The organism is Pseudomonas sp. G.S.17 (assembly GCF_038096165.1).
In the GTDB taxonomy this organism is placed as follows: Bacteria; Pseudomonadota; Gammaproteobacteria; order Pseudomonadales; family Pseudomonadaceae; genus Aquipseudomonas.
The window spans coordinates 588,176-613,452 of the sequence record NZ_CP151076.1 but is presented as its reverse complement, the minus strand read 5'-3'; the positions used below and the strand labels follow the sequence as shown (position 1 = coordinate 613,452).

Annotated in this window: 18 protein-coding genes; 15 read left to right on the top strand and 3 right to left on the bottom strand. The window is 59.0% G+C overall.

Features of this window, described 5'->3' with window-relative positions; genetic code table 11:
* Positions 1–226: 226 nt before the first annotated feature.
* The 5 genes from aceE (at position 227) to AABC73_RS02795 (ending at position 9,417) form a co-directional block, all read left to right on the top strand.
* The gene (gene aceE / locus AABC73_RS02815) at positions 227–2,872 is read left to right on the top strand and encodes a pyruvate dehydrogenase (acetyl-transferring), homodimeric type (RefSeq protein WP_341522375.1); all 2,646 of its coding nucleotides are present in this window, start codon (positions 227–229) and stop codon (positions 2,870–2,872) included.
* 154 nt (positions 2,873–3,026) lie between these two features.
* Positions 3,027–4,673, top strand: a complete 1,647-nt coding sequence (gene aceF, locus AABC73_RS02810; protein ID WP_341522374.1) for a dihydrolipoyllysine-residue acetyltransferase — start codon at positions 3,027–3,029, stop codon at positions 4,671–4,673.
* Positions 4,674–5,088: 415 nt separating this feature from the next.
* On the top strand, positions 5,089–7,782 hold the full coding sequence (locus AABC73_RS02805; protein WP_341522373.1) for an EAL domain-containing protein: 2,694 nt from the start codon (positions 5,089–5,091) through the stop codon (positions 7,780–7,782).
* A gap of 234 nt (positions 7,783–8,016) precedes the next feature.
* Complete coding sequence (gene msrA, locus AABC73_RS02800; RefSeq protein WP_341522372.1) at positions 8,017–8,682, top strand: peptide-methionine (S)-S-oxide reductase MsrA; 666 nt, start codon at positions 8,017–8,019, stop codon at positions 8,680–8,682.
* Between the two features lie 276 nt (positions 8,683–8,958).
* Positions 8,959–9,417 carry a transposase gene (locus AABC73_RS02795; protein WP_341522371.1) on the top strand — a complete coding sequence of 153 codons (459 nt, stop codon included), beginning with the start codon at positions 8,959–8,961 and terminating at the stop codon, positions 9,415–9,417.
* Positions 9,418–9,610: 193 nt separating this feature from the next.
* Here the strand turns inward: AABC73_RS02795 and rlmJ are convergent, their stop codons facing one another.
* The gene (gene rlmJ, locus AABC73_RS02790; RefSeq protein ID WP_341522370.1) at positions 9,611–10,447 is read right to left on the bottom strand and encodes a 23S rRNA (adenine(2030)-N(6))-methyltransferase RlmJ; all 837 of its coding nucleotides are present in this window, start codon (positions 10,445–10,447) and stop codon (positions 9,611–9,613) included.
* A gap of 332 nt (positions 10,448–10,779) precedes the next feature.
* On the opposite strand from rlmJ, the gene AABC73_RS02785 reads away from it, so the two are divergent.
* Positions 10,780–11,040, top strand: a complete 261-nt coding sequence (locus AABC73_RS02785; protein ID WP_341522369.1) for a hypothetical protein — start codon at positions 10,780–10,782, stop codon at positions 11,038–11,040.
* A 122-nt stretch (positions 11,041–11,162) separates the two neighbouring features.
* Here the strand turns inward: AABC73_RS02785 and AABC73_RS02780 are convergent, their stop codons facing one another.
* Complete coding sequence (locus tag AABC73_RS02780) at positions 11,163–12,266, bottom strand: GlxA family transcriptional regulator (protein WP_341522368.1); 1,104 nt, start codon at positions 12,264–12,266, stop codon at positions 11,163–11,165.
* A 443-nt stretch (positions 12,267–12,709) separates the two neighbouring features.
* Here AABC73_RS02780 and AABC73_RS02775 point away from each other — a divergent pair, with 443 nt between their 5' ends.
* From AABC73_RS02775 to betA, 7 genes are all read left to right on the top strand, one after another.
* Positions 12,710–13,036, top strand: coding sequence for a hypothetical protein (locus tag AABC73_RS02775; RefSeq protein ID WP_341522367.1), 327 nt, complete (start codon positions 12,710–12,712; stop codon positions 13,034–13,036).
* Between the two features lie 215 nt (positions 13,037–13,251).
* Complete coding sequence (locus AABC73_RS02770; protein WP_341522366.1) at positions 13,252–14,199, top strand: choline ABC transporter substrate-binding protein; 948 nt, start codon at positions 13,252–13,254, stop codon at positions 14,197–14,199.
* Between the two features lie 67 nt (positions 14,200–14,266).
* Positions 14,267–15,112 carry a choline ABC transporter permease subunit gene (choW, locus tag AABC73_RS02765; RefSeq protein WP_341522365.1) on the top strand — a complete coding sequence of 282 codons (846 nt, stop codon included), beginning with the start codon at positions 14,267–14,269 and terminating at the stop codon, positions 15,110–15,112.
* Positions 15,109–16,287, top strand: coding sequence for a choline ABC transporter ATP-binding protein (gene choV / locus AABC73_RS02760; RefSeq protein ID WP_341522364.1), 1,179 nt, complete (start codon positions 15,109–15,111; stop codon positions 16,285–16,287). The genes choW and choV overlap by 4 nt, the downstream gene beginning before the upstream one ends.
* 264 nt (positions 16,288–16,551) lie before the next feature.
* Positions 16,552–17,145: a transcriptional regulator BetI gene (gene betI, locus AABC73_RS02755; protein ID WP_341522363.1), complete on the top strand. Its 594-nt coding sequence runs from the start codon at positions 16,552–16,554 to the stop codon at positions 17,143–17,145.
* Between the two features lie 70 nt (positions 17,146–17,215).
* Positions 17,216–18,688: a betaine-aldehyde dehydrogenase gene (gene betB / locus AABC73_RS02750; RefSeq protein WP_341522362.1), complete on the top strand. Its 1,473-nt coding sequence runs from the start codon at positions 17,216–17,218 to the stop codon at positions 18,686–18,688.
* A gap of 185 nt (positions 18,689–18,873) precedes the next feature.
* The gene (betA, locus tag AABC73_RS02745; RefSeq protein ID WP_341522361.1) at positions 18,874–20,577 is read left to right on the top strand and encodes a choline dehydrogenase; all 1,704 of its coding nucleotides are present in this window, start codon (positions 18,874–18,876) and stop codon (positions 20,575–20,577) included.
* Positions 20,578–20,863: 286 nt separating this feature from the next.
* On the opposite strand, the gene AABC73_RS02740 is transcribed toward betA, so the two are convergent.
* A complete protein-coding gene (locus AABC73_RS02740; protein ID WP_341524163.1) occupies positions 20,864–21,922 on the bottom strand; it encodes an IS110 family transposase in 1,059 nt (352 codons plus the stop codon).
* 521 nt (positions 21,923–22,443) lie between these two features.
* On the opposite strand from AABC73_RS02740, the gene AABC73_RS02735 reads away from it, so the two are divergent.
* Both AABC73_RS02735 and AABC73_RS02730 read left to right on the top strand, forming a co-directional pair.
* On the top strand, positions 22,444–23,886 hold the full coding sequence (locus AABC73_RS02735) for a TldD/PmbA family protein (protein ID WP_341522360.1): 1,443 nt from the start codon (positions 22,444–22,446) through the stop codon (positions 23,884–23,886).
* Entirely contained in the window at positions 23,886–25,211 is a 1,326-nt protein-coding gene (locus tag AABC73_RS02730) for a TldD/PmbA family protein (protein WP_341522359.1), read from the top strand. Before AABC73_RS02735 ends, AABC73_RS02730 begins: the two co-directional genes overlap by 1 nt.
* Positions 25,212–25,277: the final 66 nt, after the last annotated feature.

Below are 25,277 nucleotides of genomic sequence, written 5' to 3'. Positions count from 1 at the left end.
ACGGTAACGATTTATCTCACAACCTGACAGGAGCGTTTTAGACGCTTACCTGTAGTTTTACTACTGCCCTTACAACTCGAAAGGCTGAAATGGTCGACGATTTGTAGTAAAACTACACGCCACCGGAACAATCTCCGGTCATCCAAGAATTTATGTCGTCTGCCCACAAGGCCAGTCGCAAACTCAGGCAACCGATTCTGGAAGCCTTTCCGCCCTGGAGCAAGCCATGCAAGACCTCGATCCCGTCGAAACCCAGGAATGGCTGGACGCCCTGGAATCGGTTCTCGACAAAGAAGGCGAAGACCGTGCTCACTACCTGATGACCCGTATGGGTGAACTCGCTACTCGCAGCGGTTCGCAACTGCCATACGCCATCACTACGCCTTACCGCAACACGATTCCCGTAACCCACGAAGCACGCATGCCTGGCGACCTGTTCATGGAACGCCGCATTCGCTCGCTGGTACGCTGGAACGCGTTGGCCATGGTTGTGAAAACCAACTTGAATGACCCTGACCTGGGCGGTCACATCTCCAGTTTCGCGTCCAGCGCCACGCTGTATGACATCGGCTTCAACTACTTTTTCCAGGCTCCGACCGACGAACACGGCGGCGACCTGATCTACTTCCAGGGTCACGCATCGCCAGGCGTCTACGCCCGTGCGTTCATGGAAGGCCGGATCACCGAAGACCAGATGAACAACTTCCGTCAGGAAGTCGATGGCAAAGGCCTGTCGTCTTATCCACACCCGTGGCTGATGAAAGATTTCTGGCAGTTCCCGACCGTTTCCATGGGTCTGGGTCCGATCCAGGCGATTTACCAGGCGCGCTTCATGAAGTACCTGGAACACCGCGGTTACATTCCGGAAGGCAAGCAGAAAGTCTGGTGCTTCCTGGGCGACGGCGAAACCGACGAACCAGAATCCCTGGGCGCGATTTCCCTGGCTGGCCGTGAAAAGCTCGACAACCTGATCTTCGTCGTCAACTGCAACCTGCAGCGTCTCGACGGTCCGGTACGTGGCAACGGCAAGATCATCCAGGAGCTCGAAGGCGTGTTCCGTGGCGCTCAGTGGAACGTGACCAAAGTGGTCTGGGGCCGTTTCTGGGACCCGCTGCTGGCCAAGGACGTCGACGGTATCCTGCAACGTCGCATGGACGAAGTCATCGACGGCGAGTACCAGAACTACAAAGCCAAAGACGGCGCGTTCGTGCGTGAACACTTCTTCAACTCGCCTGAACTCAAGGCCATGGTTGCCGATCTGTCCGACGACGAAATCTGGAAGCTAAACCGTGGTGGCCACGACCCGTACAAAATGTACGCGGCGTACCACGAAGCCGTTAACCACAAGGGTCAACCGACCGTGGTTCTGGCCAAAACCATCAAAGGTTATGGCACCGGCGCCGGCGAAGCGAAAAACACTGCGCACAACACCAAGAAAGTCGATGTGGACAGCCTGAAAAGCTTCCGCGACCGTTTCGACATTCCGGTCAAAGACGACCAGCTCGACAGCCTGCCGTTCTTCAAGCCTGAAGAAGGCAGCGCCGAAGCCCGTTACCTGAGCGAGCGTCGCGCCGCACTGGGCGGTTTCGTGCCACAGCGTCGCGCCAAGAGCTTTAACCTGCCGACTCCGCCACTGGAAACCCTCAAGGCTATCCTCGACGGTTCCGGCGATCGCGAAATCTCCACCACCATGGCCTTCGTGCGGATCCTTTCGCAGCTGGTCAAGGACAAGGAAGTTGGCCCGCGCATCGTGCCGATCATCCCGGACGAAGCCCGTACCTTCGGCATGGAAGGCATGTTCCGCCAGCTGGGCATCTACTCTTCCGTCGGCCAGCTCTACGAGCCAGTCGATAAAGAACAAGTGATGTTCTATCGCGAAGACAAGAAAGGCCAGATTCTCGAAGAAGGTATCAACGAAGCAGGCGCCATGTCCTCCTTCATCGCTGCCGGTACTTCGTACAGCAGCCACAACCAGCCGATGATTCCGTTCTACATCTTCTACTCGATGTTCGGTTTCCAGCGTATCGGCGACCTGGCATGGGCCGCTGGCGACAGCCGCACCCGTGGCTTCCTGGTGGGCGGCACCGCCGGCCGGACCACGTTGAACGGCGAAGGCCTGCAGCACGAAGATGGTCACAGCCACATCCTGGCTTCGACCATCCCGAACTGCCGCACCTTCGACCCGACTTACGGCTACGAGCTGGCAGTGATCATCCAGGACGGCATGCGCCGGATGTTCGAAGAACAGCAGGACGTTTTCTACTACCTGACCGTGATGAACGAATCCTACGTCCAGCCAGCCATGCCGGCCGGTGTCGAGGAAGGTATCGTCAAGGGCATGTACCTGCTCGAAGAAGACACCAAGGAAGCGGCGCACCACGTCCAGTTGCTGGGCTCGGGCACCATCCTGCGTGAAGTTCGCGAAGCAGCGAAGATCCTGCGCGAACAGTTCAACGTCGGCGCTGACGTCTGGAGCGTTACCAGCTTCAACGAACTGCGTCGCAACGGCCTGGCCGTAGAGCGCAGCAACCGCCTGCACCCTGGCCAGAAGCCAACGCTGAGCTACGTGGAAGAATGCCTGAACGGCCGTAAAGGTCCGGTGATCGCTTCGACCGACTACATGAAACTGTTCGCTGACCAGATTCGTCAGTGGGTTCCGACCAAGGAATACAAAGTCCTGGGCACTGACGGTTTCGGCCGCAGCGACAGCCGCAAGAAACTGCGTAGCTTCTTCGAAGTCGACCGCCATTTCGTAGTGCTGGCCGCTCTGGAAGCCTTGGCTGACCGTGGCGATATCGAACCTAAAGTGGTGGCTGAAGCCATTGCCAAGTTCGGCATCGATCCTGAGAAACTCAACCCACTGGATTGTTAAGAGTCTGCTTCGAGATCGTATAGCGCGCTGAAAAAGGAGCGCCAGGGCAGCTGAGGATGCGGAATTTACGAACGGTAAATGAGCATCCGACGCTGTTTTGTCGTAACTGCCCACAGCGCACACGAATGAACAGGTTCTCCGAAGGAGAGACATTGTGAGTGAGCTAATTCGCGTACCCGACATCGGCAACGGTGAAGGTGAAGTTATTGAGTTGATGGTCAAGGTCGGCGACCGCATCGAAGCCGACCAGAGCATCCTGACGCTGGAATCGGACAAGGCGAGCATGGAAATCCCTGCTCCCAAGGCCGGCGTCATCAAGGCCATGAAAGTGAAGCTGGGCGACCGTCTGAAAGAAGGCGACGAACTGTTCGAGCTGGAAGTCGAAGGCGAAGCTGCCGCTGCACCCGCCGAAGCTGCTGCTCCTGCTGCTGCCGCACCTGCTGAAAAGCCGGCCGAAGCCGCTGCTGCTCCGGCACCTGCTGCCGCTCCAGCTGCCGCCGCTGCTGAAACCGTCCAGGACATTCATGTTCCGGACATCGGTTCGTCGGGCAAGGCCAAAATCATCGAACTGATGGTCAAGGTCGGCGACACCATCGCCGCCGATCAATCGCTGATCACCCTGGAATCCGACAAGGCCAGCATGGAGATTCCCTCTCCAGCCGCAGGCGTTGTGGAAGCCATCAGCGTCAAGCTGGACGACGAAGTCGGCACTGGCGACCTGATCCTGAAATTGAAAGTCGCAGGCGCCGCTCCGGCAGCCGCACCTGCTCCAGCGGCGGCCGCTCCTGCTGCCCCGGCCAAGACAGAAGCTGCTGCTCCAGCCGCTGCGCCTGCGCCAAAAGCTGAAGCTGCGGCTCCTGCTGCACAAGCTCCGGCCAAAGACGGCGCCAAGGTTCACGCAGGTCCAGCGGTTCGTCAGCTGGCTCGCGAGTTCGGCGTCGAGTTGGGCGCGGTCAGCGCTACCGGCCCACACGGTCGCGTTCTCAAGGAAGACGTGCAGGTTTACGTCAAATCCATGATGCAGAAAGCCAAGGAAGCTCCAGCTGGCGGCGCAAGCGGCGGCATGGGCATTCAGCCGATTCCGGAAGTCGACTTCAGCCGTTTCGGCGAAATCGAAGAAGTGCCGATGACGCGCCTGATGCAACTAGGCGCGACCGGCCTGCACCGCAGCTGGCTGAACATCCCGCACGTCACGCAATTCGATCAGGCCGATATCACCGACCTGGAAGCTTTCCGTGTTGCGCAGAAAGCCGTGGCCGAGAAAGCTGGCGTCAAGCTGACCATCCTGCCGCTGCTGCTCAAGTCCTGCGCCTTCCTGCTCAAGGAACTGCCAGACTTCAACGCCTCGCTGGCCCCAAGCGGCAAAGCGATCATCCGCAAGAAGTACGTGAACATCGGCTTCGCCGTGGACACTCCGGAAGGTCTGCTGGTCCCGGTCATCAAGGACGTCGACAAGAAAAGCCTGCTGCAACTCGCTGCCGAAGCCGCTGTTCTGGCCGAGAAAGCCCGCAGCAAGAAACTTTCGGCGAACGAAATGCAAGGCGCCTGCTTCACGATTTCCAGCCTCGGTCACATTGGCGGCACCGGCTTCACGCCGATCGTCAACGCGCCTGAAGTGGCGATCCTCGGTGTTTCCAAGGCAACCATGCAGCCAGTCTGGGATGGCAAAGCCTTCCAGCCAAAACTGATGTTGCCGCTGTCGTTGTCCTACGATCACCGCGTGATCAACGGCGCCGCAGCTGCACGCTTCACCAAGCGCCTGAGCGACCTGCTGGCCGATATCCGCACGATTCTGTTGTAAGGCAATACCGTAGGACCGGCTTCAGCCGGGAGGGCAATATTCCACGCGACACGTTTGCGTGGAATGAACCGACGCCTCCCGGCTGAAGCCGGTCCTACGGAAACGCAACCTGTTTTTTCGAGCTGCCACGCTCGTACCTCAACCCCGCCAATTGGCGGGGCTTTTTTTTGCCTGGCGTTTGTAACGTTTCTGATAAGTCACTTGGGTATTTGTGTCATACACAACACAAATACGTTGATTTAGAACAATCTGACCAGCTGCATTTAAGAAGAGTGTTAATCAGCCGAAACATTTATAGCACTAAGCCATACAGCCTGCTTGTCAGCCCGCGCTGCATGATGCAACCTTGCCATACGCGACAATTCAAAAGGGTCAGGGTCCGTGCGCGATCAGTATTACGGAAGCGAGTTTCTTCATGAAGAGCCAACCTGATGCTGCCGGTAGATCGGTGGTCGAGGTAGTGACGCAGTTGCCCGTGCCATCGCGGCTCGGCATGCTGCGTTTCGAAAGGCTCAATGAGGCCAATTGGGCGTTGCTGTATCTGGATCCGAACTGCGAAAAACAGCTCGGTCTGGCAGCTATGGATCTCTGCGCCTTGGTGGGATCGCCTTACGCCAGCCTGATGGAACCTGAAGCTCGCTACCAACTGCACGACGCCATTCAACAACAGCTGTCCGACACGCCGCATTACCTGGTGCGTTACACGCTGCACACCTCTCGCGGGCCGTTGGGTCTAATCGAGATCGGCGAAGGCTACAAGCAGCACAATCGCCATTTGTTGCGTGGTTACCTGATGGTGCTGGGCGATGCCTCGCTGGACAGCGAAACCGTTTCGGCACCCGATCTGGAAACCCAGAACTCCCAGCTGCAGATTGCCCTGCAACTCAACCAACACGCCCAACAGGAACAACTCGAGCACCTGGAGCGCGTCCGCGCCCAGCAGGGTTTGATCCTGCACCTGGCACGCCACCGCTACAGCTCTGCCAACTCCTTGCTGGAGGCGGCGCAGCTGATTACCAAAAGCGCCTGCGAAATCTACGACATCGCTTGCGCGAGCATCTGGAACCTCAACGACAAGTGCCTTGAGCCAATCGCCGAATTCCGTACCACCACGGGTGAATACCGGCTGCCGGATGTCATCGATGCCAGCCCGTATCCGAGCTATCTGGAAGCCTTGCACAACAGCCGGGCCATCGACGCCAATGACGTCCAGCATGACCCTCGCACTCGGGAAATGGCTGCCAACCTCAAGCCGCGTGACATCAGCGCCATTCTCGACGCCAGCATTCGCATCGACGGGCAAGTGGTGGGCGTGCTGTGCCTGGAGCAGATCGGCAACCCGCGCCCCTGGCAGTCCGATGAAATCGCCTTTGCTGGCGAATTGGCCGACCAGTTCGCCCAGGTCATCAACAACCACAACCGGCGCACCGCCACCAGCGCGCTGCATCTGTTCCAGCGTGCGGTCGAGCAAAGCGCCAGTGCGTTCCTGCTGGTCAACTGCGACGGCGTGGTCGAATACGTCAACCCAAGCTTCACCGCCATCACCCAATACACCACCGAAGAGGTTCACGGACAAAAACTGTCCGAACTGCCTGCGCTGGAAAACCTCAACGGATTGCTGCAGGACGCCAACTCGGGCCTGGCCAAAAGCAACAGTTGGCAGGGTGAGTTCAAGAGCCGACGCAAAAACCTGGAACCGTACTGGGGCCAGTTGTCGATCTCCAAGGTGTACGGCGACGACCGTGAGCTGACGCATTACATCGGCATTTACGAAGACGTCACCCAGAACAAACTGGCCCAGCAGCGCATCGAGCGCCTGGCCTACACCGACAACCTGACCAACCTGGGCAACCGTCCGGCGTTCATTCGCAACCTGGACGAACGCTTCGCCCGGGACAGCGACACGCCGATGAGCCTGCTGCTGGTGGACATCGACAACTTCAAACGCATCAACGACAGTCTCGGCCACCAAACCGGCGACAAGTTGTTGATCAGCCTCGCGCGTCGCCTGCGCAACACGCTGAACGCCAGCGACATCCTGGCCCGTTTCGCCAGTAACGAATTCGCCGTACTGCTTGATGATGCGAGTATGGAAGCCGGGCAGATGGTCGCCACTCAGGTGCTGGCGACGCTGGACAAACCGATGTTCGTCGACAACCAGCTGATCAGCGTCACTGGATCGGTGGGCCTGGCCTGTGCGCCGCTGCATGGCCGCGACCCGCAAACCCTGATGAAGAACGCCGGGCTGGCGCTGCACAAGGCCAAGGCCAATGGCAAACATCAGGTTCAGGTCTTCACCGAAGCATTGAACGCCGAGGCCAGCTACAAACTGTTCGTCGAAAACAACCTGCGCCGCGCTTTGACTCAGAACGAGCTGGAGGTGTTCTATCAGCCCAAGCTGTGCCTACGCACCGGGCGGTTGCTGGGCATGGAAGCGCTGCTGCGCTGGAACCATCCCGAAAAAGGCATGATCCGCCCGGACCAGTTCATCAGCGTTGCCGAGGAAACCGGCCTGATCATCCCGATCGGCAAATGGGTCGCCCGCGAATCGTGTCGCATGAGCAAAGCCCTGACCGCTGCCGGTTTCGGCAACCTGCAAGTGGCGATCAACGTTTCGCCCAAGCAGTTCGCCGACCCGGAACTGGTCAGCTCGATTGCCGCGATCCTCAAGGAAGAACAGCTCGACGCTTCATTGCTGGAACTGGAATTGACCGAAGGCCTGCTGCTGGAGGCCACCGAAGACACGCGCCTGCAGCTTGATTCCCTGAAAAAAATGGGCCTGTCGCTGGCCATGGATGACTTCGGCACCGGCTATTCGTCGTTCAGCTACCTGAAGAAATTCCCCATCGATGTCATCAAGATCGACCGCAGCTTCATCCGCGACATTCCGGATGATCAGGACGACATGGAAATCACCTCGGCAGTGATTGCCATGGCCCACAACCTCAAGCTGAAAGTTGTGGCCGAAGGCATCGAAACCGCCGCGCAACTGACCTTCCTGCGCCGCCATCGCTGCGACGTGGGCCAAGGCTACCTCTTCGACCGCCCGATCCCCGGCGAAGAGCTGATCGCAAAACTGCGCCGCTATCCACGCGGACCGCTGGCCTGACAAGCCCTTCCCTGTTCCCGGATGTTTCGGGCACACTAGCGAACCCCTGACAAACATGGATTCGTGGGACCGGATTTATCCGGGATGACTTTATTCCTGTTGGTAGAAACGCATTGGCTGCCTTGGCCTTTCGCGAATAAATTCGCTCCCACAGAAATGCGCTCCAACCAAATTCATTCGTCCTGACCCACCTTTACGGACCACGCGTCCGTGCCTACCAAGAGGAAAAGGTTCATGGCTCTGCGCTCGGAAATTCTTGTGAACAAAAACGTACTCCCTACCGCTGATCAGGCGCTGCCCGGTCGCGAAACGCCTATTTCGGTTCCTGAACACCACTTCGTCAACGGCAACCCGTTGCTGGGTCCGTTTCCTGGCAGCGTGGAGTTCGCGATCTTCGGTCTCGGCTGCTTCTGGGGTGCCGAACGGCTGCTGTGGCAGCAAGAAGGCGTGTTCAGCACTGCGGTCGGTTACGCGGGCGGCATGACGCCGAACCCGACTTACGAAGAAGTCTGCTCGGGTCTGACCGGGCATAGCGAAGTCGTGCTGGTGGTCTACGAGCCGGAAAAAATCAGCTACGAGCAATTGCTCAAACTGTTCTGGGAAGCGCACAACCCTACCCAGGGCATGCGTCAGGGCAACGACATCGGCACTCAATACCGCTCGGTCATCTACTGCACCAAACAGGACCAGCTCACTGCCGCCAAAGCCAGCGAAGCCGCATTCCAGGCTGAGCTAAATAAAGCCGGCCTGGGCTCGATCACCACCGAAATCGACGAAGCGCCGACCTTCTTCTACGCCGAGGCGTATCACCAGCAATACCTGGCGAAAAACCCGCAGGGCTATTGCGGCATCGGTGGCACCGGTGTGTGCATGCCGCCGAGTCTGGCGAACAACTCGTAAGGGCACCACCGTAGGAGCGGCTTCAGCCGCGAGCAGCGTCCACCGCCAGGTTATGCGCGGCTGCGAATGACGCCCTCCCGGCTAAAGCCAGTCCTACGGGCACCACTACCCCGCGTTCGCCGCCGAGATATATGCCGTTGCAAATGGCTAAAGCCAGTCCTACGGCCGATCCATGGCGTTCAAGGCGCGCCGGAAATTTTTCGACAACCATCCGGGATGCCTGTGTAGTTTGCCCCTTCTATTGTTTCCTTCTTAATCAAGAAAGGGAGCAATGGAATGCAAAATCAGGAACATGGCCGCCTTCTTCGCGTCGGCCGATTCTCCATGCCAGGGCACATCTATCTCGTCACCTGTGTTGTAAAGGATCGCCAACCAATATTTAACGATTTTCATATTGGCCGCAGGGTCGTCCGCGAAATGAGGTGCCTACACGACTCTGGAGTGGTGAATTCGTTGGCTTGGGTGGTGATGCACGATCATCTGCATTGGTTGTTTGAATTGCGCTCAGGGTCACTGGCCGCGCTTATGCAATTACTAAAAGGCCGCAGCGCCTGCGGGATCAACAAGGCGTTCGGCAGCAAAACGATTGAATGGCAAAAAGGTTATTACGACCACGCGGTCAGGACTGAAAAAGACCTTGAGGTGATGGCGCGCTACGTTATTGCCAACCCAGTACGGGCCGGACTGGTTACAGGTGAGGGTGAATACCCGCTGTGGGATTCGGTGTGGACGTAGGCGTCAGCAACCGCCATCTCGTAGGAGCGGCTTCAGCCGCGAGCAGCGTTCACCGCCAGGTTATGCGCGGCTGCTAATGACGCCCTCCCGGCTAAAGCCAGTCCTACGGGCACCACCACCACCACCACCACCACCACCACCACCGTAGGAGCGGCTTCAGCCGCGAGCAGCGTTCACCGCATAAAGGGTGCCATCACTCCGCAATCAACCAATCCATCTTCCAGTCGCCCTTGGTCTGCCCGAGTTTTTTGGCCAGATACGGCATCAATTCGCGCAATTCTTCTTCCAGGCCCCATGGCGGGTTGGCGATGACCAGACCTGAGCCGTTGAGGCTCGCTGGCGTATCCAGCGGATGTACATAAAGCTCAACGCGCAAAAGCTTCGGCGCGCCGGTTTCGGCCAGGTCTTGATAGAAACGCTTGAGCAACCGCTGATCCTTGATCGGATACCAGATCGTCGCGACAGTCTGGCGCATGCGGCTGATGGTCTCTTTCAAGGCCACGGCGCAGCGTTTCATCTCATCAAGCTGCTCAAACGGTGGATCGATCAGCAACACTGCACGTTTTTCCGCAACCGGCAGCAAGGCGCGCGGCACATGCCAGCCTTCGCCCAGATGCACCGCCACGCGACGGTCGCCGCGCATGTTTTCCTTGAGCAAGCGACCGTCTTCCGGGTGTTTCTCATTGAGCAGAATGCGGTCGCGCTCGCGGGTCGAACGGCGGGCGATTTCCGGGGAGCCGGGGTAATAGCGCAGCTCGCCATTGGGGTTCATGTCGTGCAGCAGCTGCATGTAATCCGCCGCCATGGCGGGCAGATCCGGCGCATCCCACAGGCGCGCAATGCCTTCGAGGTATTCGCCGGTACGACTGGCCTGATCACCCTTGAGGTCATACAAACCCAGCCCGGCGTGGCTGTCGATATAGGCGAACGGCTGCTCCTTGCGCGCCATCAAGGCAAACAAGCGAGTCAGGACAAGGTGTTTGAACACATCGGCGTGGTTGCCAGCGTGGAAGGCGTGACGGTAATTCATGGCAACTCCTGGAAGGCAGCGGAGTTTAGCAAATCGAGTGGGGATTATCAGATCGCCGCCACGCAGCAGGAACCAGCCGGTCATTTTTCGCACAAAAAATACCCGGTGAAGCCGTCGCAAAAACCGGGGCTGAAGATACCGCGCAGCCAAGAGGGTGACCAAACCATTGGCTGCGCATTCGAGCCAGGCCAGTTTGCCCTGTCGCCGGGCAGCGGAGTTGCCCGAAAACGACATGCTCGTAGGCACCCCGGACATTGCCGCCCCCGCCCCTTGCCGACAGCCGCGAGCGCCACCAGAATCAGACCCTACCTCACAAATAAGGAGCGCACGGGATGATGCATGCAGACTTGATTGACCAGGAAGATTTGATCAGCCAGCTCAGGGCAATCGGTTTCGAGATGCCTTCCGGCGCCACTGCCGAACAGGCCTGCTCCCAAGCCGTCTGCGGCCTGACCGAAGAGCGCGCCACCGCTCTGCGCCGTTTGGTAGAACAAATGCTCACCGGCAGCGCGACGATTTTGCCAGCCGTGCGCCAGGCAATTGATAAGCAGCTGTTGCCCGCGCTGGCGGCTTATAAGAAGAACCACGGGTAATTTGCTGCTTATGATCCGGATCGAGCATCAGCGCTAATACCGCCTCCGTAGGAGCGCACTTGTTCGCGAGAGGACGTACGCCTCGCCAACAAGTTGGCTCCTACAACAAACAGCCACCCGACTTACAACCTCACACTCGCAAACGTCGACTCGTTCCTCGCCTGGCTCAACGCCGACAGCGGGCCTGACAACGGGGCCAGTACGAGGGCTTGCGGGATTGGCATCATGGCCACTTGCTGGGTGGTGTTGGAACCGACGCGTTCGTCGCGCGGCGGGATGCCGAAGTATTCGCGGTAGCACTTGGAGAAGTGCGGCGTGGACACGAAGCCGCAGACCGACGCCACTTCGATGATCGACATCGGCGTTTGCTTGAGCAGTTGCCGGGCGCGGATCAGGCGCAGCTTCAGGTAATAGCGCGATGGCGAGCAATGCAGGTATTTCTGGAACAGCCGCTCCAGCTGACGCCGGGAGACCGCGACGTAAACCGCCAGCTCGTCGAGGTCGATAGGCTCTTCGAGGTTGGCTTCCATCAGCGCGACGATTTCCTGCAGCTTCGGCTGATTGGTGCCGAGCATGTGCTTGAGCGGCACGCGCTGGTGATCCTGCTCGTTACGAATGCGCTCGTAGACGAACATCTCCGAGATTGCCGCCGACAGTTCACGGCCGTGATCGCGGCTGATCAGGTGCAGCATCATGTCCAGTGGCGCGGTGCCACCGGAGCTGGTGAAGCGGTTGCGGTCCAGAGTGAACAAGCGGGTGCTCATCGCCACACGCGGGAAAGCTTCCTGCATCGACGCCAGACATTCCCAATGCACGCTGCAATCGAAACCATCGAGCAAGCCAGCGCACGCCAATGCCCAGCTACCGGTGCAGACCGCACCCAGACGCTTGGACTGCCGCGCCTGGCTTTGCAGCCAGCTCACGTGTTCGCGGCTTACAGTGCGCTGAATGCCGACGCCGCCGCAGACGATGATGGTGTCCATCGCCGGGGCTTTTTGCATCGCGGCATCAGGGGTGATCTGCAAACCGTCGCTGGCCCAGACCTGGCCGCCATCGGCCGTCAGCGTGGTCCAGCGATACAGTTCGCGACCCGACAGCTGGTTGGCCATGCGCAGGGGTTCAACCGCTGATGCGAGGGAGATCAGCGTGAAGTTGTCCAGCAGCAGGAAGCCGATGGATTGTGGTGCACGATTCTGGGGTTGGGCCCCGGAGTTGAACGAATTCATCACGGTAATCTCCTCACACGAAGCGATGGTTGGCCCAGGCACAGGCTCTTGTTATTGCCCCATGTTCAGCAGGGCTTTGTAATGACAACGCAAATGCCATGCCTAAAGTTGAATGGCTATTCAATAACCCCTGAAAACGACGTCGTGATGCGTCTAGTCAGCAGCGACCTGAGTTGTCGATTCGCGACACGGGGGATTTACAAGCCTTGCCAGCGCTGGCCGGGTGAGCAATTCGGTAGCACTTGTGAGAACGGAGAAACGGGCTGCCGGATCCGAGTGTCACTCAAAGCACGGGGTCATCAAAGCGGGGTCGATTCAGCCCGTGGATACATGGCTTAGCGCCATGTTCCGGGGCTTTCGCGCCAAAAGGTGGCGACAATTGTGCGGGGTGTTCGATAAGTGCGCAGTGTCAGTCTTCAACACGATTCATCGTGGGAGCGAGCTTGCTCGCGAAGAAGCCAATAAGGGTTCGGCACATCAGGGGAAATACGCCGCTCGCTGCCACAGGTTTGATGCCTGACGCCTTGCACATTGAACGGAACATCCAAATAACCATCCAAAAACTGCGTGCTGCAGCTGCTACGCTGATTGCGATCCGCCGATCAAATCGCATCATCAGGCTTTTTTCCGATACGACGGCGTCTCACACCGACCACCCCATGCCCACCAACGTCGCGAATGTCGTGCAGCGTATTTGCACACTGGCTTATGCCGGTTTTAGCCCTATTCCTGTAGGAAAATGGCGCTTACAGCGGAGAAAAAATCCATAAGCGACGTTACCAACACTGGATGCGACCCTGTATGTACTGGTTACGACGCCCCCTGTAGGCGTTTGATTTGGGCTGTTACATGATCGGTGTCGACTCGATCGCCAGCCGCAGTGAAAGAGCTTTTGCTTTACGCCTTTTCGTTAAGCCGAAAAAACATAAATCGCGTCAGGCTTGCACAGGCTGATAGCGGGAAGAAAAACCAAAGGAGTCCACCCATGAAAGGTCCAAAATCACTGCTACTGGCTGTCGCGCTGGGTTTGCCAATGCTGGCGCAAGCCGCCGAGCCCGCGCAGTGCAGTACCGTCAACTTTTCCGATGTCGGCTGGACAGACATCACGGTCACCACCGCCGTGACCAGTGCTGTGCTTGAGTCCCTGGGCTACAAGACCAAGACCACGATGATTTCCGTGCCGGTGACCTACAAGTCCCTGGCCGACGGCAAGAACATGGACGTGTTCCTCGGCAACTGGATGCCGACCATGGAAAACGACATCAAGGCTTATCGTGAAGCCGGCACTGTCGAAACCGTGCGCGCCAACTTGGAAAACGCCAAGTACACCCTGGCTGTCCCGCAAGCGCTATACGACAAAGGCCTGAAAAGCTTCGCAGATATCGCCAAATTCAAGAAAGAACTCGACGGCAAGATCTACGGCATCGAGCCAGGCAACGATGGCAACCGTCTGATCCAGAGCATGATCGACAAGGACGCCTTCGGCCTCAAGGCCGCAGGCTTCAAAGTCGTGGAGTCCAGCGAAGCCGGCATGTTGTCGCAGGTTGATCGCGCTTCACGTCGCGGCACCGATGTGGTGTTCCTGGGCTGGGAACCGCATCCGATGAACACCCGTTTCAAAATGCAGTACCTGACTGGTGGTGACGATTACTTCGGCCCGAACTTCGGCCAGGCGACCATCTACACCAACGCCCGCAAAGGCTATACCCAGGAATGCAGCAACGTCGGCCAACTGCTGAAAAACCTGTCGTTCACCCTGAACATGGAAAGCTCGCTGATGGGCAATGTTCTGGACGACAAGATGAAGCCTGACGTAGCCGCCAAGGCATGGATCAAAGCCAACCCGCAAGTGCTCGACACCTGGCTTGCCGGCGTCACCACTGTTGACGGAAAACCAGGCCTGGAGGCCGCAAAAGCCAAGCTGACGAAGTAATCCGACAGGCAGGCGGGCTTGTCCCGCCTGTTGTCCCCATTCCTCCCGCAAGCGGACAATCGAAACCATGTTCACAGATCATAAAATTCCTCTTGGCGAGTACATCGCGGCCTTCGTCGAATGGCTGACCCAACACGGTGCCAGCACTTTCGATGCGATCGCGTCTACGCTGGAAACCATGATCCACGGCCTGACGTTTTCGTTGACCTGGTTCAATCCACTTGTATTGATCGGCCTGATTGCCTTGCTCGCGCACTTCATCCAGCGCAAGTGGGGCCTGACGGCGTTCGTCATCATCTCGTTTCTGCTGATCCTCAATCTGGGTTACTGGGTGCAGACCATGGAAACCCTGGCGCAGGTGCTGTTCGCTACCTTCGTCTGCGTATTGATCGGCGTGCCGCTGGGCATCATTGCCGCGCATAAACCGATGTTCTACACCATCATGCGTCCGATTCTGGACTTGATGCAGACGGTTCCCACCTTCGTCTACCTGATTCCTACCCTGACGCTGTTCGGCCTGGGCGTTGTGCCTGGTCTGATCTCAACGGTGGTCTTCGCCATTGCCGCGCCGATCCGCCTGACGTATCTGGGTATCCGCGATGTCCCCCACGAATTACTCGATGCCGGCAAAGCCTTCGGCTCATCGCGACGCCAGTTGCTGACGCGCATCGAACTGCCTTACGCCATGCCGAGCATCGCCGCCGGCATTACCCAATGCATCATGCTTTCGCTATCGATGGTGGTAATCGCCGCACTGGTAGGTGCCGACGGCCTGGGCAAACCTGTGGTCAACGCATTGAACACCGCTGACATCGCCCTGGGCTTCGAAGCCGGTCTGGCGATCGTACTGCTGGCAATCATGCTCGACCGTATCTGCAAACAACCCGACGCCAAGGTGAGGGCTGACGCATGAGCATCATCAAATTCGATAAGGTTGACGTTATCTTCTCCAAGGATCCGCGTGAGGCCCTCAAGCTGCTGGATCAAGGCCTGACGCGTGACCAGATTCTGAAAAAAACCGGCCAGATCGTCGGCGTGGAAAATGCCAGCCTGGACGTTGAAAGAGGCGAAATCTGCGTGCTGATGGGCTTGTCCGGCTCCGGCAAATCCAGCCTGCTGCGCTGCATCAACGGCCTCAACACCGTGAGCCGGGGCGCGCTGTACGTCGAGCATGAAGGTTCGCAGATCAACATTGCGTCCTGCACCCCCGCCGAACTGAAAATGATGCGCACCAAACGTATCGCCATGGTTTTCCAGAAATTCGCCTTGATGCCGTGGCTGACGGTGCGCGAGAACATCAGCTTCGGCCTGGAAATGCAGGGTCGTCCTGAAAAGGAACGGCGCAAACTGGTCGACGAAAAACTCGAACTGGTGGGCCTGACCCAATGGCGCAACAAGAAGCCCGACGAACTCTCCGGCGGCATGCAACAGCGTGTCGGCCTGGCCCGGGCGCTGGCCATGGACGCCGACATTCTGCTGATGGACGAACCTTTCTCCGCCCTCGACCCGCTGATCCGCCAGGGTTTGCAGGACGAACTGCTGGAATTGCAGAACAAGCTGAGCAAGACCATCGTCTTCGTCAGTCACGACCTTGATGAAGCCCTCAAGCTCGGCAGCCGAATCGCGATCATGAAAGACGGCCGCATCGTGCAGTACAGCGTGCCGGAAGAAATCGTCCTGAATCCGGCCGATGACTATGTACGCACGTTCGTCGCCCACACCAATCCGCTCAATGTGCTGTGCGGTCGCAGCCTGATGCGCACGCTGGACAATTGCACCAAAATCAACGGCTCGGTCTGCCTCGATCCGGGCGATGATTCCTGGCTCGATCTGGCCGAAGGCAACACCATCAAAGGCGCACGCCAGGGTCCCGGGCAGCTTGACCTGCAGAACTGGACGCCAGGCCAGCCGATGGACACCCTCAACCGCCGCCCGACCCTGGTGGACTCCAACATCGGTATGCGCGACGCCCTGCAAATCCGCTACCAGACCGGCAACAAGCTGGTGCTGCAGGATGGCAATCAAGTCGTCGGCATCCTGGGTGACAGCGAGTTGTATCACGCACTTTTGGGCAAGAGTCTGGGTTAAACACAGCGCTGCTCGCGGCTAAAGCCGCTCCTACGGATCGCGCACGAGGCCCGTAGGAGCGGCTTTAGCCGGGAGGGCGTTCTGACCGATAAACGCGGCTAAATACCTCGCGGCTAGAACCGCGCCTACTATCCGCTCACTGATTTTCATCTCTTTCCGCACGCCCCTCATTTTTTATTGATTGAACGTTCAATAAAAAATCTTTAGACTGGCCAAGCCTTTTCGGCACCGCGATCAGTCCGGCGAACCAGGAGATTTAACGATATGCCCAAGGTCGGTATGCAACCCATTCGACGTCAACAGCTGATCCAGGCCACGCTCACTGCGGTCGATCAGGTCGGAATGGGCGACGCCAGCATCGCGTTGATCGCCCGTCTGGCGGGCGTCTCCAACGGCATCATCAGCCATTACTTTCAGGACAAGAACGGCCTGATCGCAGCCACCATGCGGCATCTGATGAACGCCTTGATCGCCAATGTCAGCGAACGCCGACAGACGCTGACCGATGACAGCCCGCGGGCGCATCTGCAAGTGATCATCGAGGGCAACTTCGACGCCAGCCAGGTCAACGGTCCGGCAATGAAAACCTGGCTGGCCTTTTGGGCCACCAGCATGCACCAACCGTCTTTGCACAGGTTGCAGCGGATCAACGATCACCGCCTGTATTCGAATCTGTGCTGTCAGTTCCGCCGCGTCCTGCCGCTGGAGCAAGCGCGTAGCGCAGCCCGTGGCCTGGCGGCCCTGATCGACGGCTTATGGTTGCGCGGCGCGCTGTCGGGCGATGCCTTCGACACCGAACAAGCGCAACAGATCGCGTACGAATATATGGATTTTCAACTGGCGAAATCGGTGAGCTGAAGCCCTGTAGCGGCCACTCACCAACCTGACATCAGTCATCGCCAACCACTCAAGAATTTGCGAGGACTTTATGGCCCGTTTCGAACAGCAAAAACTCTACATCGACGGCGGCTACGTGAACGCCAGCAGCGACGCGACATTCGACTCCATCAACCCGGCGAACGGCGAAGTCCTGGCGCAAGTCCAGCGCGCCACCAAAGACGACGTTGAACGCGCCGTGGTCAGCGCCGAGAAAGGCCAGAAAATCTGGGCCGCCATGACCGCCATGGAGCGTTCGCGCATCCTGCGTCGCGCCGTGGACATCCTGCGTGAACGCAACGACGAACTCGCCGCGCTGGAAACCCTCGACACCGGCAAATCCATCTCCGAAACCAAATACGTCGACATCGTGACCGGCGCCGACGTGCTGGAGTATTACGCCGGCCTGGTGCCTGCCATCGAAGGTGAGCAAATCCCGCTGCGCACTTCCTCCTTTGTCTACACCCGCCGCGAGCCGCTGGGCGTGGTGGCCGGTATTGGCGCGTGGAACTACCCGATCCAGATCGCCCTGTGGAAATCCGCACCGGCGCTGGCCGCTGGGAACGCGATGATCTTCAAGCCCAGCGAAGTCACTTCGCTGACCACCTTGAAACTGGCGGAAATCTACACCGCCGCTGGCGTGCCGGACGGCGTGTTCAACGTGCTGACCGGCAGCGGCCGTGAAGTCGGCACCTGGCTGACCGAGCACCCGCGCATCGAGAAGATCTCGTTCACTGGCGGCACCGACACTGGCAAGAAAGTCATGGCCAGCGCGTCGAGTTCGTCGCTCAAGGACGTGACCATGGAACTGGGTGGCAAGTCGCCGCTGATCATCTTCGACGACGCCGATCTGGATCGTGCCGCCGACATCGCGATGATGGCCAACTTCTACAGCTCCGGTCAGGTTTGCACCAACGGCACCCGAGTCTTCGTCCCCAACGCGTTGAAAGCCGCGTTCGAAGCCAAGATAGTCGAGCGTGTGAAACGTATTCGTATCGGCAATCCTGAAGACGACAACACCAACTTCGGCCCGCTGGTCAGCTTCGCCCACATGGAAAGCGTGCTGGGCTACATCGCCTCCGGCAAAGAGCAAGGCGCGCGCCTGCTGTGTGGCGGCGAGCGACTGACCGAAGGTGAATTCGCCAAAGGCGCTTTCGTTGCGGCCACGGTATTCACCGATTGCACCGACGACATGAAAATCGTCCGCGAAGAAATCTTCGGCCCGGTGATGAGCATCCTCGGTTACGACACCGAAGAAGAAGTCATCCGCCGCGCCAACGACACCGAGTTTGGCCTGGCCGCCGGTATCGTCACCAAAGACCTGAACCGCGCCCACCGCGTGATTCACCAGCTCGAAGCCGGCATCTGCTGGATCAACGCCTGGGGCGAATCGGCGGCAGAAATGCCGGTCGGCGGCTACAAGCAATCGGGCGTGGGCCGTGAAAACGGCATCAGCTCCCTGGCGCAGTACACGCGGATCAAGTCGGTGCAGGTTGAGCTTGGGGATTACGCGTCGGTGTTTTGATCAGGGAACTGATTATCCCGACTGACGCCCTCGCGGCTGAAGCCGCTCCTACGTACCTGGTGCATCGTCGTAGGATCGGATTTATCCGCGAGGAGGCCTCCAGGCTAGCGCACATGCATGGGGTGCAAGGGGTCGAGTGAGCAAATCATTCCCCCGCTCCAACTATTTTCAAAGAGGGTGCAGTAATGTCCCAGGAATTCGATTACATCATCATCGGCGCAGGATCGGCCGGTAATACTCTGGCAGCCCGTCTCACCGAAGACGCAGGCGTCACCGTTTTGCTGCTTGAAGCAGGCGGCCCGGACTATCGTCTGGATTTCCGCACACAAATGCCCGCCGCACTGGCATTCCCGCTGCAAGGCCGTCGCTACAACTGGGCCTACGAAACCGATCCAGAACCGCACATGAACGGCCGCCGCATGGAATGTGGCCGTGGCAAAGGCCTGGGGGGTTCGTCGCTGATCAACGGCATGTGCTACATCCGTGGCAATGCGATGGACTACGACGGCTGGGCGAAAAATCCGGGGCTGGAAGACTGGAGCTATCTGGACTGCCTGCCGTATTTCCGCAAGGCGGAAAGCCGCGACACCGGCGCCAACGATTATCACGGCGGCGATGGCCCGGTCAGCGTGACCACGCCGAAAGCGGGCAACAATCCGTTGTTCCACGCCATGGTTGAAGCCGGCGTACAAGCCGGTTATCCGCGCACTGACGACCTCAACGGTTATCAGCAGGAAGGTTTCGGCCCGATGGACCGCACCGTGACGCCCAATGGTCGTCGCGCCAGCACCGCTCGCGGCTATCTGGACGAAGCGAAAAAGCGCCCGGCGCTGACCATCGTCACCCACGCCCTGACCGACCGTATTCTGTTCGACGGCAAGCGCGCGGTTGGCGTGGCTTATCTGGTGGGCGACAACGACGCACGCGTCGAAGCCCGTGCACGCAAGGAAGTCCTGCTGTGTGGCGGCGCCATCGCTTCGCCGCAGATCCTGCAGCGCTCCGGCGTCGGCCCGGCTGAAGTGCTGAACAAGCTCGATGTACCGATGGTTCACGATCTACCCGGCGTTGGTCAGAATCTTCAGGACCATCTGGAGATGTACCTGCAATACGCCTGCACCCAGCCGGTTTCCCTGTATCCATCGCTGCTGTGGTGGAACCAGCCGGCTATCGGCGCGGAATGGATGTTCCTCGGCACAGGCATCGGTGCGAGCAATCAGTTCGAAGCAGGCGGTTTCATCCGTTCCAGCGAAGCCTTCGAATGGCCGAACATTCAGTACCACTTCCTGCCGGTCGCGATTAACTACAACGGCAGCAATGGCGTGAAAGAACATGGCTTCCAGGCCCACGTGGGTTCGATGCGCTCGCCCAGCCGTGGCCGCGTGCAGATCAAGTCGAAGAATCCTCGCGAATATCCGAGCATTCTTTTCAACTACATGGCCTCCGAGCAGGACTGGCAGGAATTCCGCGACGGCATCCGCCTGACCCGGGAAATCATGCAGCAACCGGCGCTCGACCCATACCGTGGCCGTGAAATCAGCCCCGGCATTGAAGTGCAGTCCGATGAGGATCTGGACAAGTTCGTGCGTGACCATGCCGAAACCGCGTTCCATCCTTCCTGCTCGTGCAAGATGGGCACCGACGAGATGGCGGTGGTTGATGGCGAAGGTCGCGTACATGGCCTGCAAGGCCTGCGGGTTGTCGACGCGTCGATCATGCCGCTGATCACCACCGGCAACCTCAACGCGCCAACGATCATGATCGCCGAGAAAATCGCCGACAAGATCCGTGGCCGTGCCCCGTTGCCACGCAGCACCGCCGATTACTTCGTCGCAGGCGACAAGCCAGCGCGCGGCAAACCGGCCCGGGAAGTGAGCCGTACGGCGCAGTAAATGCGTCACACCCCTCCCGGCTAAAGCCGGTCCTATGTATGGACTCGCCCACACTTTCAACCTGCTTTTGAACACTGCTACCCGGTTGCATCTATGTATAAGGCCTGTTCGAGGAAGCGTTACGGCTTCTGGCCAACATTGGGTAAGCTCGCGGTATGCCGATTACGTTAAGGCCTCAAAGGGCCAGTAGGACCGTAGGCATCTATCCGCGACGGTCTGACCTGGGGTCAATGTTCTTCAGCAGCGGTTGAGGTGACTCAGCACCCCGGTGGCAGAACTCTGTTGATTAATGATTCATCGTCGCCTCCTGGCAACCTGCAGGCTGACGACGATAGGTCTGATTGTTTTGCAGCAGCACCCAGACGATGCGCAGGTTTCTATTGGCCAACCTTACGGCTGCTCCTTTTTGACCATGCTGACTTAGCCAGCGTCGTAGCCGGCGATCATCGGGATGCTCCGAATCAGGCTTCACCTGCCTTAACACGGCGTGCGCTCCTTGAATCGACAGGCTGCGAATATAGCCATCTCCGCGTCTGCAAATTCCTCCCAATCGGATTTTTTGCCCGCTGCTGTGCTGCTCGGGCACCGTGCCGAAGTAGGCAGCAAACATTCGGGCATTGGCGAAACGCTCAGGCTCAGTCTGTTTGGCCAGCAAGGCCGTGGCGATGATTGGGCCGATGCCGCGCACTGTCATCAGACGCTTTGCTGTCTCATCTTCGCGCGCTGCTGCTTCCAGACGGCCCGTCAGTACATCGATGCGCTCACCCAGATGGCTCCATTCGCCCAGCATTTCATCAATCAGCTCGCGCAACATATCCGGCAATGGCTGGATGGCATCTTCCAATATACGTGGGACATTTCGGCTGAGGGTCACCGCCCCTTGCGCCATGGCAATACCCTGTTCCAGCAACAGCCCGCGTATCTGATTACCCATTGCAGTGCGCCGCCTTACATACCCTTGTCGAGCACGATGCAGAGCCTGCATGGCCAGTTGTGCGGTGCTTTTGACTGGCACTGGCGCAATGTTTACATCTCGTCCTGAACGCAATATCGCCAGCACATCGTTGCGATCATTTTTGGCACCGCTACGATGTTTGGCGACATGTTGCGCCGGTAAAATTCGCGCCTGATTGCCTTGTGCTTGCAACAGCCGCGCCCAAGCCTGCGCGCCAGGGCCGGTCTCCATCAGCACCGTCACGCCTGCCGGCAGTTTTTGTAAAAAGGCCACAAAGGTTTCGCGTGACTTGATCCGCTCTTCGTAAATGACCTGACCAAGGGCATCTTCCCCGGCCACCTGGAACACATTCTTGGCAAGATCTACCGCCACTGTCGAACAAGCCGACACGTCGGCTGAAGACAAGGCGTTACTTTTGGTCGTATGCTTTTTCATGGACTCGCCCTCGCTGTCGTTGGCTTCTTAAGAATGCCACCGTGGCGCTACAGACGCCTCGGCTTGGGCGAGTCCATCCAATTACAATGCGTATACCCGTAGGACCGGCTTTAGCCGGGAGGGATTCATTTCGAACAGAGCAAAATCCCACCTGCACCCGCCGCGCTTGATCAAGAGCAGGCCACCGGCCTAATCTAGCGCCACGCAAACGATCAACCCCATACCCGCGTGTTTCATTCGCGAGCAAGCTCGCTCCCACAAATTCCGTGCAGACTGTGTGAAAACGTCACGAGCGATGACAAGACAAGGCAAAAACAGGCGAAAAAGCGGAGTCTAGGTGTTCTAAATGAGCATTTTTCGCCTGTTTTTAACGCAGCGCAGTAGTTTTCACACAGTCTGCGTGGGAGCGAGCTTGCTCGCGAAGGCGTCGGACCACCCACCGACACCTCCTGACACGCCATTTAAAGAGGTCCTGCATGTTCGATCTTTCCGCTCAGCTCTCGCAGCGGTTTGCCGCTTTGCAGAGCCGCGCCCAATTCTTCTCCCTGCGGTATGTCCGCCAGACCAGCCAGCACTTGTGCGTGCGCAAGAATGTCGCCGAGCCGCCCTATTTGAGCAGCGATGAAGGCGCGATGCTGACCGTGCGCCTCAATGGCGTGGAAGCTTACGCCGCAACTCAAGACATCTCCCAACGCGGCCTGCAGGCTGCGCTGGAACAGGCCGAAACCCATGCCCGTCGTCTGGCGCCCCACGCGCTGCTGGACTTGACCGACCAGGCCGTCGCCACCGCTCGCGCCGACTATGTATCGCCGCACCTGAACGATGCCTTCCCGCCCTTGAGCGACTGTCTGCACCTGTTGATGAGCGAGTCCACGGCCGTGCCGCAGGATGAACGGCTGGTGAACTGGCAAGTCAGCCTGGGCCTGGAAAACGTCGAGCAGATCTACCTCAACAATGCGGGCGCGCAGATCCGTCGGGCGCAGCGCTTCGTCTATCCAGGCATGACCGTGACCGCCTACGACGGCAGCGACAGTCAGACCCGCAGCCTGGGCCGGGACAACTTCGGCCAGCAAGGTGGCGCGGAAGTCATCGCCAATTGCGGGCTGATCGGCGCAGCCGGTAACGTTGCCGATCAAGCGCTGCAACTGATCATGGCGCCCAACACGCCGCAAGGCCCGCGCGACCTGCTGTTGATGCCGGACCAGATGATCCTGCAAATCCACGAATCCATCGGCCATCCGCTGGAACTGGACCGCATTCTCGGCGACGAGCGCAATTACGCGGGCACCAGTTTCGTCAAGGCCAGCGACTTTGGCAGCCTGCAATATGGCTCGAAGCTGCTCAACGTGACCTTCAACCCGGAAATCCCCGAGCAACTGGCGAGCTATAGCCACGACGACGATGGCACTGCCGCGAGCAAGCAGTTTTTGATTCGTGAAGGCAAGCTGGAGCGTCCGTTGGGCGGCGCGCTTTCGCAACATCGGGCCGGCATGGACGGCGTCGCCAACAGTCGCGCCTGCGGCTGGAATCGCCCGCCCATCGACCGCATGGCTAACCTGAACATCGAGCCCGGCGATCAACCGCTGGAGCAGCTGATCGGCAATATCGAGCACGGCATTCTGATGTCCACCAACCGGTCGTGGTCCATCGACGATGCGCGCAACAAATTCCAGTTTGGCTGCGAATGGGGCCAGCTGATCGAAAACGGCGAACTCAAGGGCGTGGTCAAGAACCCCAATTACCGGGCGATTTCCGCGCAATTCTGGAAGAACCTCAGCGCCGTGGGCGACGCCAGCACCTTCAAAGTGCTGGGCACGCCAAACTGCGGCAAGGGCGAACCCAATCAGGTGATCCGCGTCGGTCACGCATCTCCGGCCTGCGTATTCAGTCAGGTCGACGTATTCGGAGGCGATGCCTGATGGCGCATCAACAGCAATTCCAGGCACTGGTCGAATCCCTCAAGGGCGCGCTCACGCATCAGGAGCAATTCACCCTCGCCTACAACGCCGAGGAATCGGATTTCATTCGGTTCAATCACGCCAAGGTGCGTCAGGTCGGCCATGTGCAGCAGGCCAGCGTGTCCTTCAAGCTGATCGACGACGAGCGTCACGCCAACTTGCGCCTGACGCTGTCGGGTGAGGCCGACATCGACCAGCAACGCCTGAGCGAAGCACTGCATCAACTGCGTGAAACCCTCACGTTGCTGCCCAAGGACCCGTACCTGAAACCCAATACCGAGGCCTGGCAAACCAGCAATGTCCAGGCGCAGCCGTTGCCCGACAGCGCTGAGGTGGTGGAGCAGATCGCTCGTCTGGCGCAAGGGCTGGATCTGGTGGGTTTCTATGCGGCAGGTCCGCTGTATCGCGGCTTCGCCAGTTCGTGGGGCGCGCTGGGCTGGCACGAAGCCAACAGTTTCAACTTTGACTGGAGTCTGTTTCACGACAACGGTCAGGCAGTGAAAGCCAATTATGCCGGGCACGACTGGAGCGACGCCGCGTTCGCCCGCCGTTTCGAACAGGCGCGCGAGCAACTGGAGTTTCTCGGTCGTCCGCTGAAAACCCTCGCGCCGGGCCAGTACCGCGCGTATCTGGCGCCGGCGGCCATGGACGAAATCATCGGCATGCTGTGCTGGGGCGGTTTTTCCGCGCAATCCCTGGCGAACAAGACCAGCCCGTTGCAGCGCCTGTACAGCGGCGAGACACACTTCAGCCCGCTAGTGAACATTGACGAGCAGGTCAGCGGTTCGCTGTCTCCGGCGTTTTCCGGCGAGGGTTATCCGCGCAAGGATCTGGCGTTGGTCGCCAGCGGGCAGGCCCGCGAGCAAATGGTGGATTCGGCCAGCGCCGCCGAGTACGGCCTGGCCACCAATGGCGCCGATCCGGGCGAATCGCCGAACGCCCTGAGCATGGCGGGCGGTTCGCTGGAGCTTGAGCAGATCCTGGAGAAAATCGGCACCGGCCTGTACATCGGCAATCTCTGGTACCTGAACTACTCCGATCAAGCCGCCGCGCGCCTGACCGGCATGACCCGTTTTGCGACGTTCTGGGTTGAAGACGGCAAAATCCAGGCGCCGGTCAGCACCATGCGTTTCGACGACAGCGCCTACAGCCTGCTGGGCAGCGCGCTGGAAGATTTGACCAAAGAGCGGGAACTGATTCTCTCGACAAGTACCTATAGTGAGCGCCAGACAGCGTCGAGTCAGCTGCCGGGGGCTTTAATCAGCCGGTTGACGTTGACGTTGTAACGGTTGAAGAGCGGCCCGTACCTCCGTAGGACCGGCTTCAGCCGAGAGAGCATTATTCCAGGCGAT

Bases quoted from the DNA above. Each gene is read 5' to 3' on its own strand.
- aceE (WP_341522375.1), top strand. From the start codon at position 227: ATGCAAGACCTCGATCCCGTCGAAACCCAGGAATGGCTGGACGCCCTG.
- AABC73_RS02805 (WP_341522373.1), top strand. From the start codon at position 5,089: ATGAAGAGCCAACCTGATGCTGCCGGTAGATCGGTGGTCGAGGTAGTG.
- msrA (WP_341522372.1), top strand. From the start codon at position 8,017: ATGGCTCTGCGCTCGGAAATTCTTGTGAACAAAAACGTACTCCCTACC.
- AABC73_RS02795 (WP_341522371.1), top strand. From the start codon at position 8,959: ATGCAAAATCAGGAACATGGCCGCCTTCTTCGCGTCGGCCGATTCTCC.
- rlmJ (WP_341522370.1), bottom strand. From the start codon at position 10,447: ATGAATTACCGTCACGCCTTCCACGCTGGCAACCACGCCGATGTGTTC.
- AABC73_RS02785 (WP_341522369.1), top strand. From the start codon at position 10,780: ATGATGCATGCAGACTTGATTGACCAGGAAGATTTGATCAGCCAGCTC.
- AABC73_RS02780 (WP_341522368.1), bottom strand. From the start codon at position 12,266: ATGAATTCGTTCAACTCCGGGGCCCAACCCCAGAATCGTGCACCACAA.
- AABC73_RS02770 (WP_341522366.1), top strand. From the start codon at position 13,252: ATGAAAGGTCCAAAATCACTGCTACTGGCTGTCGCGCTGGGTTTGCCA.
- choW (WP_341522365.1), top strand. From the start codon at position 14,267: ATGTTCACAGATCATAAAATTCCTCTTGGCGAGTACATCGCGGCCTTC.
- choV (WP_341522364.1), top strand. From the start codon at position 15,109: ATGAGCATCATCAAATTCGATAAGGTTGACGTTATCTTCTCCAAGGAT.
- betI (WP_341522363.1), top strand. From the start codon at position 16,552: ATGCCCAAGGTCGGTATGCAACCCATTCGACGTCAACAGCTGATCCAG.
- betB (WP_341522362.1), top strand. From the start codon at position 17,216: ATGGCCCGTTTCGAACAGCAAAAACTCTACATCGACGGCGGCTACGTG.
- betA (WP_341522361.1), top strand. From the start codon at position 18,874: ATGTCCCAGGAATTCGATTACATCATCATCGGCGCAGGATCGGCCGGT.
- AABC73_RS02735 (WP_341522360.1), top strand. From the start codon at position 22,444: ATGTTCGATCTTTCCGCTCAGCTCTCGCAGCGGTTTGCCGCTTTGCAG.
- AABC73_RS02730 (WP_341522359.1), top strand. From the start codon at position 23,886: ATGGCGCATCAACAGCAATTCCAGGCACTGGTCGAATCCCTCAAGGGC.